General features: G+C 60.3%; 14 protein-coding genes, 1 tRNA gene and 2 riboswitches. Of the genes, 7 read left to right on the top strand and 8 right to left on the bottom strand.

Annotation, left to right across the window (positions count from 1 at the left end; all coding sequences use genetic code 11):
- Positions 1-40: 40 nt before the first annotated feature.
- The 5 genes from P3T40_RS04305 to P3T40_RS04285 form a co-directional block, all read right to left on the bottom strand.
- Positions 41-916: a DUF3300 domain-containing protein gene (locus tag P3T40_RS04305; RefSeq protein WP_429266427.1), complete on the bottom strand. Its 876-nt coding sequence runs from the start codon at positions 914-916 to the stop codon at positions 41-43.
- A 220-nt stretch (positions 917-1136) separates the two neighbouring features.
- A complete protein-coding gene (phoU, locus tag P3T40_RS04300; protein ID WP_429266426.1) occupies positions 1137-1844 on the bottom strand; it encodes a phosphate signaling complex protein PhoU in 708 nt (235 codons plus the stop codon).
- A 382-nt stretch (positions 1845-2226) separates the two neighbouring features.
- On the bottom strand, positions 2227-3456 hold the full coding sequence (locus tag P3T40_RS04295; protein WP_429266425.1) for a patatin-like phospholipase family protein: 1230 nt from the start codon (positions 3454-3456) through the stop codon (positions 2227-2229).
- 159 nt (positions 3457-3615) lie between these two features.
- Positions 3616-3819, bottom strand: a complete 204-nt coding sequence (locus tag P3T40_RS04290; protein WP_429266424.1) for a cold-shock protein — start codon at positions 3817-3819, stop codon at positions 3616-3618.
- 93 nt (positions 3820-3912) lie between these two features.
- The gene (locus P3T40_RS04285; RefSeq protein WP_429266423.1) at positions 3913-4209 is read right to left on the bottom strand and encodes a DUF2442 domain-containing protein; all 297 of its coding nucleotides are present in this window, start codon (positions 4207-4209) and stop codon (positions 3913-3915) included.
- 324 nt (positions 4210-4533) lie between these two features.
- On the opposite strand from P3T40_RS04285, the gene P3T40_RS04280 reads away from it, so the two are divergent.
- The 3 genes from P3T40_RS04280 to P3T40_RS04270 all read left to right on the top strand — a co-directional run bounded on the left by P3T40_RS04280 (position 4534) and on the right by P3T40_RS04270 (position 7409).
- A complete protein-coding gene (locus P3T40_RS04280; protein WP_429266422.1) occupies positions 4534-5043 on the top strand; it encodes a hypothetical protein in 510 nt (169 codons plus the stop codon).
- A gap of 102 nt (positions 5044-5145) precedes the next feature.
- Complete coding sequence (locus P3T40_RS04275; RefSeq protein WP_429266421.1) at positions 5146-6516, top strand: tryptophan leader peptide; 1371 nt, start codon at positions 5146-5148, stop codon at positions 6514-6516.
- A 17-nt stretch (positions 6517-6533) separates the two neighbouring features.
- On the top strand, positions 6534-7409 hold the full coding sequence (locus P3T40_RS04270; RefSeq protein WP_429266420.1) for an SDR family oxidoreductase: 876 nt from the start codon (positions 6534-6536) through the stop codon (positions 7407-7409).
- 175 nt (positions 7410-7584) lie between these two features.
- On the opposite strand, the gene P3T40_RS04265 is transcribed toward P3T40_RS04270, so the two are convergent.
- Complete coding sequence (locus tag P3T40_RS04265; protein WP_429266419.1) at positions 7585-7791, bottom strand: hypothetical protein; 207 nt, start codon at positions 7789-7791, stop codon at positions 7585-7587.
- A gap of 126 nt (positions 7792-7917) precedes the next feature.
- Positions 7918-7993, bottom strand: a tRNA-Arg gene (locus P3T40_RS04260).
- Positions 7994-8271: 278 nt separating this feature from the next.
- Here P3T40_RS04260 and P3T40_RS04255 point away from each other — a divergent pair.
- Entirely contained in the window at positions 8272-9177 is a 906-nt protein-coding gene (locus P3T40_RS04255; protein ID WP_429266418.1) for a c-type cytochrome, read from the top strand.
- A gap of 141 nt (positions 9178-9318) precedes the next feature.
- Here the strand turns inward: P3T40_RS04255 and P3T40_RS04250 are convergent, their stop codons facing one another.
- Positions 9319-11403, bottom strand: coding sequence for a UvrD-helicase domain-containing protein (locus P3T40_RS04250; protein ID WP_429266417.1), 2085 nt, complete (start codon positions 11401-11403; stop codon positions 9319-9321).
- 244 nt (positions 11404-11647) lie between these two features.
- Between P3T40_RS04250 and P3T40_RS04245 the strand changes: the two genes are divergently transcribed.
- The 3 genes from P3T40_RS04245 to gcvT all read left to right on the top strand — a co-directional run bounded on the left by P3T40_RS04245 (position 11648) and on the right by gcvT (position 14880).
- Positions 11648-12700: an oxidoreductase gene (locus P3T40_RS04245; RefSeq protein ID WP_429266416.1), complete on the top strand. Its 1053-nt coding sequence runs from the start codon at positions 11648-11650 to the stop codon at positions 12698-12700.
- Positions 12701-12883: 183 nt separating this feature from the next.
- A complete protein-coding gene (locus P3T40_RS04240; protein WP_429266415.1) occupies positions 12884-13234 on the top strand; it encodes a hypothetical protein in 351 nt (116 codons plus the stop codon).
- Between the two features lie 141 nt (positions 13235-13375).
- Positions 13376-13478: riboswitch (glycine riboswitch) on the top strand.
- Positions 13479-13526: 48 nt separating this feature from the next.
- A riboswitch (glycine riboswitch) is annotated at positions 13527-13678 on the top strand.
- Positions 13679-13761: 83 nt separating this feature from the next.
- Complete coding sequence (gene gcvT / locus P3T40_RS04235) at positions 13762-14880, top strand: glycine cleavage system aminomethyltransferase GcvT (RefSeq protein WP_429266414.1); 1119 nt, start codon at positions 13762-13764, stop codon at positions 14878-14880.
- Positions 14881-14914 lie beyond the last annotated feature (34 nt).

Here is a 14914-nt window from a genome sequence, read left to right as displayed (position 1 = left end):
ACTGGCGCGGCGACAGCGCCGGTGGGCGATTGCACTGCGCCTAGCTGCGGCCGCTCCCGGCATCGGCGCGCACGTCGTAATCTCCATGAGCAAGACTAAAATCTTCGTTGCCATGAAAGAGGTAATTGGCGTCGATGAGACTGCGGTCGTGCCACGCATACTGGCCGCCGTTAAACCACACCGCCCGATGTTGCCAGTCGGGCCTCCAGTGTCGCCAGCCCCATCCGTAGCCGCCGAAGTATCCTAAATCGAATCCAGCGCCGAACGCAACGCCCGGCCCATCAAGGTAGAGATTCGGATCCGGATACCAGCTTGGCCACAGCGCCACCGGCGCGCCATACACAAGCGCCGGATCGTATTCCGGCACGTACACGACCTCGGGATCGGCCGGCTGGATGCTGATCAATCCACCATCGGTCGTTACCGTCTGATGTTGGTTGATCTCCAGGTTGCCCGCTGTGCTGGCTCGATCTCGCATCGCCTGGATGGCCGCCATCACCTGCTGTGGCTGGCTCCGGTACGCGTCGCCAAGCGATAATGTCCAGACCACATTCTGGTCCATGTTCGCGAGCACTATGGGAAATCCGGTGAGCGCCTTGACGCTCGCATCCCAGATCTGCTGATCGACTTGAGCGGCGAGTTCGTCGCCCTTCAGTTGGGAATGCAAATGCATCCAGCGGTCCGCTGCGACGACTTCCACCATATGAGTGGCTGCCGCGAGAATGGGTGCGACCAGAGCATCCGGATACAGCGCGATGGGTGCGACAAGTTGCTGCAGCTCGGCAGGCGAGCGGTGGATGGCAGCGGACGGCGCAACCAATGCCTGGTTATCCTGATCAGCGAACGCCCGGCCTGCCATCCCGAACGCGATGCATGACGACACAACGAACGAGAAGACCCGTTTCATCAACTTCATGGAATGTGCTCCCGGCTTGCAATCTGACAACCCCACTATATGCAAAACGAGGTATCCGGAAACTTGTCGGTTGATGACGTTTTCTTCACGTTCCTTTTGATGAAGGCGCTCTCAAGGCTCCTTCCGGCCGCCTGAATTTTTTTGCAATAACCCGTTTCGGGCTGCGTATTTAATCATTTGGAATGCGAACCACAACTGTCTGGCCCGTCCACTTCTGCCTTTAGCTGTGAAGCTCCTCGCGCTCACGCTGCTTTCTATGTTCGTGGCGGATATCGGTGCCGCGAACAACGTAGACCACGGATTCGGCAATGTTGGTCGCGTGGTCGCCGATACGTTCGATGGCCTTCGCAATGAACAGGTAATCCAAACCTGTCGTGATTGCCCGAGGGTCTTCCATCATGTATGTCACCAGCTTTCGCACAAACGCGCGAAACTCGTTATCGATGGCTTCGTCATCCCGGATAATCTGTTCTGCGGCAGTCGTGTCCATGCGTGCGAACGCGTCCAAAGCTCGGCGAAGAACGTTTGAAGCCATTTCGCCAGAGACCTTGATTTCAGCAATGTTGATGTCCCGCGCGTTCGAATCCAGCGCAATTCGACGGGTTCGCTTCGCAATCTTGCGTGCCTCGTCGCCCGCACGCTCGAGGTTCGTGACACATTTTGAAGCAGCCATGAGGAGGCGAAGGTCGCGAGCGGCCGGTTGTCGACGAGCGATGACGTTACTTATTTCTTCGTCGATTTCCATTTCCATCACATTGAGGCGGCGTTCGCCCTCGAGCACACGCTCGACAAGGTCCAGGTCGGATGTGTGCAGCGCCTCGATTGCGTGGGCGATCTGTGACTCCACCAGTCCGCCCATTTCGAGTAGTCGTGTTGAAAGCAGAGTGAGATCCGCGTCAAACCGACTTGAGAGATGTTTGTCCGGCATATTTGCTCCTCAAGAACGGCTTATCCTTGTTAAAAACAGTATATACCGTATTACTACAGGAAAAAATTTGATGTGGGGGGTTCGATTTCCCTCCTCCGAACCGGACCGCACTGAACCGCCCCCCGCGACTGTCTTGCATATTATTAATATAAAACAATCAGTTACAAACTTATCTAAAGTATTTTCTAGAATGTCGCCTAACGTTTAGGCATGACATGCGCGTGAATTCCCCGACTCATGCGCATGATTTAGCCCTCGCCAGTCGTGGGCGTTTTTTTGTGGCGAGACGTCCCGGGCTCGGCCGTGCGCATCCGCATTCAGCGGCGGCCTTTGCGCATGCAATGGCAAGCGTTTGCGCCAGACACGAGCCTCGCATAGCGGCTTAGCTCTTCATCCAGGCCGCTACGCCTTCGTCGTAGTACCGGTGACCAATGAGAGGCTGAAGTTCGACGCCGGCCTGTACTGGCTGATTCAAAGCGTTGCCGTCCATCCACGCATCGCAGAGCAGTTGGATAAGCTTGACCTGATTGTCTTCAACCGCTGCCAGGTCAATCTTCGTCAGTGCGTTGAAGGACGCGATATCAAGTGTCCGGCCGACGGCTGGCACCGACTTATCGGGCAGTTGCCATTCGTTACCCGCTAACTTCGGTTGAATGAGCGGATTCAATCTCACGACTGGACCATCAGCGACAGGCGTTGACGCGTCGCCTGTTACGCGTCCACCAAGCATGACATGCGCAGCAAAACTGGCTGCATCGGGCGGATCATCGACGATTGCCGTGGCCAGTAGCTTGATATCGGTCACCGGCCTCGACGTCTGAGGCTGTTCGACCAGGAGGGGGGACTGCGTGGCGTAGGTACCTTGCAGAGGCAACGCGGTTCTCGCCGTCCCGATAGAAAGCGCCCTAATGCTTGCAGCGTGGCATTCATATCGGGCGGCATTCGCCAGCGCTTCAATTGCCCCAGCCAGTACCGGGTTGTTGTAGCCACCCACGGCTCCATCCCAAAAACGTCGATGCAGGAAGTCGATGCCGGTCCCAAAACCGGCTGGGTGGTCGAAGAAGTTAACGGGCGCCGTGCTTGATGCATGAATGGCTTCAGCGAGCGTCGGTGCTGGACGTCCTCTGCTCGCATTAGCTACCGAGTTGATATCGCTGCGAAAGAAAGTCGCACGACGCGAATCGTAATCGAATGCAGGTATCAGGATGTGCGGACATCGCGGCACCTCATTCGCAATCGCTTCCAGCGTTTTAGCGCCGACTGTCCCAAGGATTTGCTGCAGCGCCTTAAGCTTCGCTTCAGTTGAAAACTGAGGATAGACATGCCAAAGCGCGTGTACGCCCCTGTCAATCGGATGCGCGAACACATTCAGATAATGAAAGATTGCCTGACGCGCGGATTTGTCGAGATACAGTTTCGTCAACTCCGACAGCTTCATATCCGCCAACAGGCCACCAAGGACGACGCTGCCGCCGGAATTGGCGACGACGAGCCCGAAATTCCTAAGTACCTCATGCCCGGTTTCGTCTGGGCCATAAAGGTGCTGAAGCACTCGAATCTGTATCAACGACCACGTGCCGCCGCCGTCGAGCGACAGAATGCGAAATGCCATGGCGCGCGCTCCCCGTTGACTCCCGTTTCCTGTCCACGCGGCTCAACCTGACTCGCATGGTGGCAAGACATCAACCATAGTGCGGTCATGTAGCATACGGTGAGTCGCGGGGCAGCGTCGCCTGCTTAAAAAGGGTGGCGGTAGGCAAATCCTCTGTGCTTATACCGGTTTGATATTCGCCGCCTGCTTGCCCTTCGGTCCCTGCTTGACCTCGAAGCTTACCTTTTGCCCCTCCTGGAGAGACTTGAACCCCTCCGCCTTCACTTCCGAGAAATGAGCAAACAGGTCATCGCCGCCATCGTCAGGTGTAATGAAACCAAAGCCCTTTGCATCGTTAAACCACTTCACAGTGCCAGTCGCCATAGCGCCTCCTTCGAAAAATATTGCAGGCCGCGTTACACGGCTGCAATTGGCTGCTTCGTATCGAAAGTCCGATGACGCAGTGTTAGAGAAGCGCTAGTGATGCGCAGTCTCGTGCTGGCGTGAAAACAGCGCGGAGACCTCGATTTCCTCGTCGATTTCCGGCCAAAGCAACCGCTTACGGTCCATAGAGATTGCAAAATGCTCACGCTGCGCTGATGTTGCCGCCTGCAGGATAGGAAATCGGTCCAACGGAAACAGAACGGCCCGACCGCTGGACAGGTCGAGAAACAAGTGCCTGCTGTCAAAATGCACGCTTATCACACCGCAAGCCATGGCCATCTCCAGGACGTAAAGCAATTTAAAGATAGGTGGCGCCGGAGCGACCTTCAAGAGAAATGGCGCCAAAACCGGTACGAGCTTTGCAGGGCGATTCAGGAGAACGGCGTACGGCGCGATTCGAGCTGGTTTTTCGCGCCGAATTTCATCACGCCCCGATTAGCGACCGAACCGGTCAACCCGCCGCCAGGTACGTTTCAATCCAGGTCTATTCTGCGAGCAACTACTACCGTTACTTCGCGTTTCCAGGAACGGCGACACGTGGAAACTGTCGGGCGTAGCAACCTGTCGAAGAGGGACTGAAGCTTCATCAATCGCAATGACCCCTCGTAAGCAATGGCACACGGGGCGCGCACCGAACACAACGGAGATATTGCAATGGACGACCGATTTGATAGACGGGAACTGCTGTTGCACCTCGCGGACATGCTCGAAGCTTTGAGCTGTTTAGGCAGGACAGGTCGGCCAGAAGCGCTGGTGAGACAACTCGCGAAGGAACAGGATTCGTTGCAAGGCTTCGAGTTCCTCCGCACGGTTTCTCCGAAGATGACAGTGGCCGAGTTCAGCGCCCGCGTCGCGAGCGCCTTCTTCCTGTGGCCAAAGGAACTGCTCGATACGGAGCTCAACCGGAATGCGCTGGCGTCAACCGTTCAGCACGACCTTTTTGATGGCAACCCTGACGGCTGGAAGGCATATGCCGCCCACATGCAAAAGAAGGTGAAGTGGTTTGGGGCCGGGCTTCCCAAGATAAAAGAGGACGCCTCGACCAAACTGACGCCCGATGCTGCTGAAGAGGCGGGTCCGGGCAAGACCGCGCTGGCCTCGGATTGGGATGCGCCCGAAGAGAAGAGGGGTTGGCCTTGGCCCCAGCCTGGGTCGACGTCCTGACGCACTGCTGTTTAGGGTACCGCGCCTCCTCTGCCCAGATTCGCTTGTGGACAAGCGCAGCGAATCGTCAAGCAGACCTTGCCTAAGAGCGCGCAAGACCCCATGATTGGCGAGACCTCAAACTTGCATATCCGGGCGCCAATCGTGCCCCGAAAACGCGTGTATTGCACCGTCGAGGAAATCGTGGACTGGAAGTTCTGGAACAAGACAAGCTCTCCTACTCCCGCTGAGTCCGAACGGCCAACCGATACCTATGAGGCGTCGGGGCATCTGCTTGGTATGCTGATGCGAGCAGACGCGCCGCCTTTTTCGAACTGGAAGGCGCAGGACGTCGTGTTCGCGCCCAACGTTGAGAACACCGTGCAGAGTGCGACGAAAGGCTATCTGCTCGCCCTCTGGTTCTGGGTCTTTGCCGAGAAGCACGGCGTGGTCGCCGCGAGAATGGCTCGCGACACATTTTGTCTCCTGGCGGAAGACGCTCAGCCGTCCACAGGGGAAGTTCTCGACAATCTGATTGAACTGGAGAATCGGCTTATCCAGTCATTCGACGCAACTCCGATTGAACAACGCAGCTTCGTACAAAATGGCCAGACGGTAGCGCTGCCGATGGAGTTTTTTCTGGCAACAGGCTTCCTGCTTCAGTCTCCCGACTCACCTTACTATGCTCGACCGGGTGTCGACTTCGAGGGCAACGACATCAAGCTGGCGGGTTGCCTTCGCAGTGCCACCGAGCAAGCACTGCCGATTTTCAAACCGATGGTGCAGGCTATCCAGGGCTTTGACGCCCGCACTCTGCCTCGATGGAAATGGAGCGCGGCGCCCGGTGCCAAGGAGCGCCATCTGCAGCGGCGCTATAGCAATCCTCTGTTTCCGCTACATCGCCAGGTTGTCACCTCAAGCGACGTCTACGAAGCGCGTGTCGCGGACCATGAGGCGCTGGCTAATATTCGCAACGAACTCGCTGAACTCGCTCGGGAGTTTTACGGACTCACTGAGTTGCCTGCCGACTGGCACCCACTTCTGAATGGGCTGAGAGAGCGACTGGACCAGCTAGAAGACCATCGTCTGATGACAGGGGGCGAAAACGAGTTGCTCGGAGGCGCGATTGCAGAACTGCGGAGCAAGGTCATGGACGTTTGGCGCTCGGCGCTTCACAACAATGCCCGCCATCTCGCAACGCTCGAGCAAGCCGAGAGCGTTCAGCGGGAACGCCGTACCGCACTATTTGCAACGGACTGGATGTGTCAGCTACGCAGTCATTCGTCGCCGATACCGCCGCAAGAAGTCGTCGCAGCCCTGTTGAGTGACTCGCCGACAGAAATTGAAAGAGCGGTTGTCGCACTGCAGGCCGAGCCACAACTGCACAGCACGCTCGAAAACTGCCGCTCGTATGCACAGAGGCTGGTGGCAGAAGTCCGCGCGGGGGGCCATTCCCTGCCCGACATCGACGACAAGTTGCGCATCCTCCTGTAAATCGTCAGGACACGACCATGGACCTAGCCGGCAAGACCATATTTATTTCCGGTGGCAGTCGCGGCATCGGACTCGCAATTGCCCTCAGAGCCGCACGCGACGGCGCGAACGTCGTGATTGCAGCCAAGACCGCCGACGCGGACACGCGTCTCGAGGGAACGATTTATACGGCAGCTGCCGCTATAGAAGCTGCTGGCGGCAAGGCGCTCCCGCTTGTTGTGGACATTCGGGACGAAGAACGCGTGAAAGCCGCAGTTGCCGAGGCCGTCGGGCGGTTCGGTGGTATCGACGCCTTGGTGAACAATGCCAGCGCCATTCGACTGACTGGCACGCTGGATACGCCCGTCAAAAGGTATGACCTGATGCACGGAGTCAACGGCAGAGGCACGTTCGTGTGCGCACAGGCATGTCTGCCGCACCTCCTCAATTCGGCAAACCCGCACATCCTTACACTGTCGCCGCCATTGGTCCAGGACGCGAAGTGGTTTAGCGATTTTCCCGCATACACCATCGCAAAGTACACGATGAGCCTGTTCACGCGGGCGCTTGCTGGCGAATTCAAAAACCGTGGTGTCGCAGTCAATTCACTGTGGCCCCGAACGGCGATCGCGACCGCTGCGGTGCGAAACGAGATTGGCGGAGCGGAAATGATTGCGGCGTGTCGCAAGCCAGAGATTGTCGCCGACGCGGCCCACTATATCCTGACGCGTCCAGCCAACGAGTGTTCGGGAAACTTCTTTCTCGACGACGAAGTCTTGCTGGCAGCGGGTGTGCGCGACTTTGCACAGTATGACGTGCAGGCCGGCGCTGCGCTGCAAGCAGACTTCTTTGTAGAGGCATTGCCAGGCATGCTGCCCTCGGACAACATGACAAAGCGCAGCAGGCCCTCGTGAGATTCGGGCGTAGACGATAAGCCTGTTTAGCGCGCAACGACGTTTGCCGGTGCGCGTCAGCTACCGTTAATAGCGGTGATAGTAGCCTCCTTCAGGAACAACGATGCAGCCGCTCAACGCGGTTCCGAGACATACAGCCATCAGCATCAGCGCAAGAATTCGTTTCATACGTGCCTCACTTGTTAGTAGTGAAGCCAATATATTTGGCGCGCAGATTACCAGTGTGTTTGTGTGTAACGAGACGTGTGGGTTGAAACAGCTCGCCGGCGCGAGCCTTCTCGCAAATCGCGTCCGAAGCGAAATATTCGGTTTCGAAACTCACAAGTCCATGGTCAAGATTGCGGTGATCTGCTGCGGTCGCTGATTCGATGACGATGCCCACGGGCGAGCGTTGGTCGAACGGAGACAGTCGCGACGCGAATGCCACGTTCACGACTGAAGGGTCGCGTCTTACGTGAAATTCGGGGGGAGCGGGAACAGGTGGATTCGTCAGAACCCTTGTCAGAATTGGTGCGCCCGGCTGGGATCGAACCAGCAACCCCTGCCTTCGGAGGGCAGTACTCTATCCATTGAGCTACGGGCGCTTCAACACGAAAGCGCCACGAAAGCAGCGCCAAAGCGAGACCGAGAGGATACCCGGTTTCCGGCAACCCGTCCACCGGCCGCCCTGGAGAGGCCCCGCCGGCGCCCGCCCCAAGGCGCCGTCCGCCGCCGCCGATTCGGGTAAACGCCCGCTGAAGACCCTCAGCCGCCGCTCGCCGCCGCCGAAACTCTGCGTCTATAATCGTCCGTGGCTAAATAATCAAAAGGTCGTTGCCGTCACGCTGTACCGCTCACAATACCCACGGGAGACGAGACAAGCATGAGCGAAGCACCAAATCACGAAGCCCCGATCAAAACGCCAGGACAGCTCATTGCCGCGATCATCGCCAGTTTTGCGATCCCGATCGTCATCATCGTCCTGCTAGCGGTCTACGCCGACAACTGGACCCGCACCGGCGCCGGCACCGATAGTCTCTCCGACGCCGAGGTCAGCGCGCGCATCGCGCCGCTCGCCCAGGTCGACATTCGCGACGCCAACGCGCCTCGCGTCTACAAGACTGGTGAGGAAGTCTACAAGGCGGTCTGCTCGGCCTGTCACGCCACCGGGGCGGCAGGCGCACCGAAATTCACCAACTCCGCCGACTGGGCGCCGCGCATCGCGCAGGGCTTCGACACGCTCTGGCATACCGCCTTGACTGGCAAGGGCGCCATGCCCGCACGCGGCGGCACCAGTCCGGACGACTACAGCGACTACGAGATTGCCCGCGCCGTCGTCTACATGGCGAACAATTCGGGCGGCAATTTCGCCGAGCCGCCGGTGCCGACCGCGGCGCAAGCCGCTTCGGGCGCAGCCGCAGCGGCAGCACCCGCATCGGGTGCCGCAGCAGACGCAGGCGCGGCGGCTTCCCAGGCTGCGGCCGCGCTTGCCGCCATCGCCAGCGCACCGGAAGCCCCGCCCGCCGGCGCCACGCCGAGCGCCGACAGCGCGCAGGCCGGCAAGGCGCTCTACGAGCAGGTTTGCCAGACGTGCCACGCCGCCGGCGTGCTCAACGCGCCGAAGTTCGGCGACAAGACCGCCTGGGCGCCGCGCCTCAAGGATCCGATGGACACGATTTACAACTACGCACTGCACGGCAAGGGCGCGATGCCGCCCAAGGGCGGGTCGAACGCGTCGGATGCGGACGTGAAGGCCGCCGTCGATTACATGGTCAGCGCGGCGAAATAAACACCAACCCCGCTTCATTTCGTAGCTGGAAAACAAAAATCCCTGCACCGTGGCAACACGGGCAGGGATTTTTTACGTGCTAATAACGGGCGATAGGCCAGCAGGCGGCGGCAAAGGCGTAACGCCAAGCCCAGCCACCAATCAAGGCTTCTGCAACAACGCCTTCAAACTCGCGAGCCGATCCTTCGGCGACATCGGTGCCTCTTCCGCCGTCGGCGGCGGTGCCTCGTCCAAACCCATTTCGGGAATAAATCGCGACGGCTCGCACACTACCGTCTCCCGCGCGCGCTTCCTCTTCTTGCACCAGTTCAGGTGCAGACTGCGCTGCGCGCGCGTAATCGCCACGTACATCAGCCGGCGTTCTTCTTCGATGCGCGCGTCGTCGATCGGCGCGTCGTCCGAGCCGCCGCGGTGCGGCATGATGCCTTCCTCGACGCCCACCAGAAACACGTGCGGATACTCGAGTCCCTTCGACGCATGCACCGTCGAAAGCCGCACCGCATCCGGATCTTCTTCCTTGCCTTCGAGCATCGACATCAGCGCGACCGTCTGGATCAGGCCGAGCAGGTTCTTGCCGGTATCCGCGAGACCATCGGCGTTGTCATAGCCAGTGACCTCGGACCCCGCCGCCGGCTCAGGCTTGGTGCCCTTGCGCTTCAACCACTCGATAAACTCCAGCACGTTCTGCCATTTCGACTGCGCCTGGCGCTCGTCGAACGCGTCGTACAGGTAGGCCTCGTAGTGGATCGCGTCCATCAGGTCGTTGAGCACCTCGGAGGCGGGATCCTTGTCCGCGCGGTCGGTCAGGCGCTGCATGAAATCGCAGAAGGTGCGCAGCGGCTCAACCTGACGCGCCGACAACCGCGCCTCGATGCCGCCCATATACACCGCCTCGAACAGCGACACCTTCGCCTGACCCGCGAACGACCCGAGCGCTTCGAGCGTCGTATTGCCCACACCACGCCGCGGCGTGGTGATCGCGCGAATGAACGCAGGATCGTCGTCGGCATTGGCGATCAGGCGCAGATACGCGCAGATATCCTTGATCTCGGCCTTGTCGAAGAACGACTGGCCGCCCGACAGCACATATGGAATCCGCTCGCGCCGCAGCACCTGTTCGAAGATGCGCGCCTGGAAATTGCCGCGGTACAGGATCGCGTAGTCGCGGAACTGCGCGCGCCGCTCGAACTTGTGCGCGGACAATCGGAACACGACGGATTCGGCTTCGTGCTCTTCGTCATTGCAGCCGGTCACGGTGATCGTGTCGCCCATACCGTGCTCGGACCACAGCTTCTTCTCGAACAGCTTCGGGTTGTTCGCAATCACGTTGTTCGCGGCGGTCAGGATGCGCACCGTCGACCGGTAGTTTTGCTCGAGCTTGATCAGATGCAGCTTCGGGAAGTCCTTGCTGAGCTGGCCCAGGTTCTCGAGCGTCGCACCGCGCCAGCCGTAGATGGCCTGGTCGTCGTCGCCCACCGCCGTGAATGCCGCGCGCGGCCCGGCGAGCAGCTTCACGAGTTCGTACTGGCACGCATTCGTGTCCTGATACTCGTCGATCAGCAGATAGCGCAGTTTGTTTTGCCAGCGCTCGCGCACCTGCTCGTTCTTCGCGAAGAGCTCGGCGGGCACGCGGATCAGATCGTCAAAATCCACCGCCTGATACGCGTGCAGCGTCGCCACGTAATTACGGTAGACGATTGCCGCCTGATGTTCATCCTCATTGGCGGCAATCGCAATCGCCTCTTCGGGCATGATCATGCCGTTCTTCCACAGCGAGATGATCGACTGGATCTTGCGGATGAACCCCTTATCCGTCGAGCCGACCTGTTCCTGGATCATGCCGAAGCAGTCGTCCGAATCCATGATCGAGAACTGCGGCTTCAGGCCGACGTGCTCAGCCTCCTGACGCAGGATCTGCACGCCGAGCGAGTGGAAGGTACACACCGTCAACTGATTGACCGGCACCTTGCGGCCTTCCTTGCCGGGCGTGGTCAGCGTCTTGCCTTCGAGCAGCTTGCCGACACGCTCGCGCATTTCCGCCGCCGCCTTGTTCGTGAAGGTCACGGCGGCGATATGGCGCGGCTCGAAGCCTTTGACTTCGATCAGGTGCGCAATCTTTTGCGTAATCACGCGCGTCTTGCCACTGCCCGCGCCGGCAAGCACGAGACAGGGACCATCGAGATAGCGCACCGCTTCGTTTTGGGCGGGGTTCAGGCCTGCGGACATCGTCTGTGGATGGGGTCTTACGGTTGAGAGGGGAAGTGCGGCGGCAGGTCGGCTGAGCCGATTCGCGCGAGAGGAGCGATGTTAACACGAAGCCCGCACCGCCCTCGCGAGCGCCGCGCCGCGTGCCGCCCTAAATTGCCAACCGAGCTGCGGGAACAAGCGCCGCGCGGGACATGCCACAATTAGAGGCCGCGCGCCGCCGCCGCGGTGGCAAAGCGGCGCGCCTTTTTTGCAGGAAACTCACATGTCTGCACCGCTGAAAACAGGATTGATGGGTTACGGTTTCGCTGGCGCAACCTTCCATGCACCGGTGATCGAACATTGCGGCCGGGCCACCGTCGCAGCGATTGCCACCAGCAAGGCCGAGCAGGCCAGCGCCGACTATCCGCGCGCCACCGTCGTGCCCGATCTCGAGGCTCTCCTTGCCCTCGACGACATCCAGTGCGTCGTGATCGCGACGCCGAACGACACCCACTTCGAACTGGCCAAACGCACGCTCGAAGCGGGCAAACACGTGGTGGTCGACAAGCCGGTCACGCTGACGGCCACAGAGGCCATGACGCTCGCCAATCTGGCACTGGCGCGCCGCCTCACCTTCGCGCCGTTTCACAACCGTCGCTGGGACGGCGATTTCCTCACCGTCCGCGATCTGCTCGCGAGCGGCGAGTTGGGCCGCGTCACCCACTACGAATCGCACTTCGACCGCTTCCGTCCCGATGTGCGGCCGCGCTGGCGCGAGGAAGCGTCGCGTGGCGGCGGCCTGCTGTTCGATCTCGGGCCGCATCTGATCGACCAGGCGCTCGCGCTTTTCGGCACCCCGGTCACCGTGTCGGCCACCGTCAAGACGTATCGCGACGGGGGCGGCGCGCCTGATTACGTGCATCTGCAACTTGGCTATGAGGGCCTCGAAGTCGTGCTGCACGCCAGCGCTCTCACCGCGCTGGCGCCGCCGCGCTTCGCAATGGACGGCACGCGCGGCAGCTACGTCAAACGCGAACTGGACACCCAGGAAGATCAATTGAAGGCCGGTCTGCGGCCGGGTGACGCCGGTTTCGGTGGCGGCAACGCGGCTGGCCTCCTGCGCGTACTGGACGCCAACAATCAGGAAGTCGAGCGCACTTTGCCCACTCGCGACGGTGACTACGTCGGCTTCTATCAGGCCCTCGCCGCCACGATCCTGGATGGCGACCGCTTCCCGGTTAGCCCGCAGGACGCCGTCGACGTCATGACGATCATCGAACTGGCCGCGCGCAGCGAAGAGGAAGGCCAGCGTCTGCCGTTCGAACGCATTCGTTGAGATCGCCGCGCAAGTCACCTTAAATCTCGGCTTACATGACGGTAACCTCTGGCAACAGTTCCGAAAGGAACGCTCCGTTACAATATGTTGCTGAGTTCAGGTCATCGGGTGGCACGGCTTGGCCGTTGCTATCCGGTATCGATCTGACCATCGATCAAGAAAAGACGACGACAAGGAGTTGGTATGCAACGTTTCATCCGTGCGCTGGCTGGCTGCGCGCTGGTTTCTTCGCTGGCGGCCTGCGTGGTGACGCAGCCGCAAGCACCGGCACCGCATCCGGACGCACACGAAATTGCCGTACAGCGTCTCAGGCAGGTTGACGGCCGTGCCGACAACCTGAGCCGCCGCATCGACGCTCACGTCAACGCAGGCGCATATCCGCCCCCGCAAGGTGGCGCACTGCATCATCGCCTCGACGTGATCCGTCAGGAAGCGCACGACATGGCTGCACAACATGGCGGCGGCCTGTCCGGTGACGAACAGCGCGTGCTGAATCAGGAACTCGACGGCGCAGCTCACGCGATCGGCGAGTAATCCTCTCAGCAATCTGCCGTCTCGGTACAAGCGCGGGGGTCGCTCCTCGCGCTTTTTTTTGGCGTGCGCGGTGTGCATTGCACCACCCCGCCTTCCTCCGAAGCCTCCATTTGACAAGCCTCCGGGCCTCGCGTACATTCGCCGCACGCGTCGGGAGAGCGCGCTGGCTGCTGTTGTTTTCGCAGGCCGCGCCGCCGAAGGGGCACACCCGCAAACTCTCAGGCAAAAGGACCGACTGCGTCGAAGAACCCGTCTGATACCGGCATGTTCCGGGCTTCCATCAGGCACCGGTTTTTCGCACTCTGGAGAGCGGCAGTAGCCACCGGCATCGAACGTCATCGAGCCAGGCAGGCTGCCCACCGAAGGGGCGCGCGTTTCGCCGTGACGGCTTGCAAAAGCTCACGGCAGCGCAATCTCTCAGGTATCGAGGACAGAGGGGTCATGCAAGGCATCGCTCGCAGGCATTCCGGCCGCGAGGGATCAAGCCGCATGGCCTTTTTTGTTTCGCGAGATTGCCTGAGGCCCTGATGAACGAACTCAAACACACCCCGCTTAACGCCACCCATCGCGCGCTGAACGCCCGTATGGTCGATTTCGGCGGCTGGGACATGCCCGTCAACTACGGCTCGCAGATCGACGAACATCGCGCCGTGCGTACCGACGCCGGCATGTTCGACGTGTCGCACATGTGCGTCGTCGATTTCAAAGGCGAGCGCGTGCGCGCCTTCTTCGAACACGCGATTGCCAACAACGTCGGCAAACTGCAGACGCCGGGCCGCGCGCTCTACTCCTGCCTACTAAACCCGAACGGCGGCGTGATCGACGATCTGATCGTCTATTACTTCAGCGAAGATCATTTCCGTCTGGTCGTCAATGCCGGCACCGCCGAAAAAGACGTCGCCTGGTTCGGCAAGCTGAACGCCGAAGGCAACTACGGCCTCACCATCACGCCGCGCCGCGATCTGGCGATTGTCGCAGTCCAAGGCCCGAACGCCCGCGACAAAGTCTGGCAAGTCGCGCCGTCCAGCCGCACCTCGACCGAACTGCTCAAGCCGTTTAACGCCGCCATCGTCGACAACACGCCGTTCGGCGAGTTGATGATCGCCCGCACCGGCTACACCGGCGAAGACGGTTTTGAAGTCGTGTTGCCGGCCACTTCCGTCTGCGAGTTCTGGGACGCATTGGTGCGCCAAGGCGTGCGCCCAGCCGGGCTCGGTGCGCGCGACACGTTGCGTCTCGAAGCCGGCATGAACCTCTACGGCCAGGACATGGACGACAATGTCTCGCCGCTGGACGCCGGTCTCGCCTGGACGGTTGATCTGACTTCGCCGCGCGATTTTGTCGGCAAGTCGAAGCTCGAAGCGGACGGTTGCCAGTGCGCGTTCGTCGGCCTGATCCTGCAGAAGGAAAACGGCAAGGCGGGCGGCGTGCTGCGCGCCCATCAGAAGGTCGTCACGCCGCACGGCGACGGTGAAATCACCAGCGGCACGTTCTCGCCGACCATGCAGGAATCCATCGCCTTCGCCCGCGTGCCGAAGGAAGTGAAACCCGGCGATATCGTTCACGTGCAAATCCGTGATAAAGCCCTTCCCGCAAGCGTGGTAAAACTGCCATTCGTGCGCAACGGCAAGGTGCTTGCTGCTTAAGCCATACCGTCGCGTACGCGCCCACACTTTTAAG

It is taken from the genome of Paraburkholderia sp. EB58 (genome assembly GCF_050436665.1).
In the GTDB taxonomy this organism is placed as follows: domain Bacteria; phylum Pseudomonadota; class Gammaproteobacteria; order Burkholderiales; family Burkholderiaceae; genus Paraburkholderia.
The sequence above is the reverse complement of the archived record's forward strand: the minus strand, read 5'-3'. Positions and strand labels throughout refer to the sequence as shown.

Bases quoted from the DNA above. Each gene is read 5' to 3' on its own strand.
- P3T40_RS04305 (WP_429266427.1), bottom strand. From the start codon at position 916: ATGAAGTTGATGAAACGGGTCTTCTCGTTCGTTGTGTCGTCATGCATC.
- phoU (WP_429266426.1), bottom strand. From the start codon at position 1,844: ATGCCGGACAAACATCTCTCAAGTCGGTTTGACGCGGATCTCACTCTG.
- P3T40_RS04295 (WP_429266425.1), bottom strand. From the start codon at position 3,456: ATGGCATTTCGCATTCTGTCGCTCGACGGCGGCGGCACGTGGTCGTTG.
- P3T40_RS04290 (WP_429266424.1), bottom strand. From the start codon at position 3,819: ATGGCGACTGGCACTGTGAAGTGGTTTAACGATGCAAAGGGCTTTGGT.
- P3T40_RS04280 (WP_429266422.1), top strand. From the start codon at position 4,534: ATGGACGACCGATTTGATAGACGGGAACTGCTGTTGCACCTCGCGGAC.
- P3T40_RS04275 (WP_429266421.1), top strand. From the start codon at position 5,146: ATGATTGGCGAGACCTCAAACTTGCATATCCGGGCGCCAATCGTGCCC.
- P3T40_RS04270 (WP_429266420.1), top strand. From the start codon at position 6,534: ATGGACCTAGCCGGCAAGACCATATTTATTTCCGGTGGCAGTCGCGGC.
- P3T40_RS04255 (WP_429266418.1), top strand. From the start codon at position 8,272: ATGAGCGAAGCACCAAATCACGAAGCCCCGATCAAAACGCCAGGACAG.
- P3T40_RS04250 (WP_429266417.1), bottom strand. From the start codon at position 11,403: ATGTCCGCAGGCCTGAACCCCGCCCAAAACGAAGCGGTGCGCTATCTC.
- P3T40_RS04245 (WP_429266416.1), top strand. From the start codon at position 11,648: ATGTCTGCACCGCTGAAAACAGGATTGATGGGTTACGGTTTCGCTGGC.
- P3T40_RS04240 (WP_429266415.1), top strand. From the start codon at position 12,884: ATGCAACGTTTCATCCGTGCGCTGGCTGGCTGCGCGCTGGTTTCTTCG.
- gcvT (WP_429266414.1), top strand. From the start codon at position 13,762: ATGAACGAACTCAAACACACCCCGCTTAACGCCACCCATCGCGCGCTG.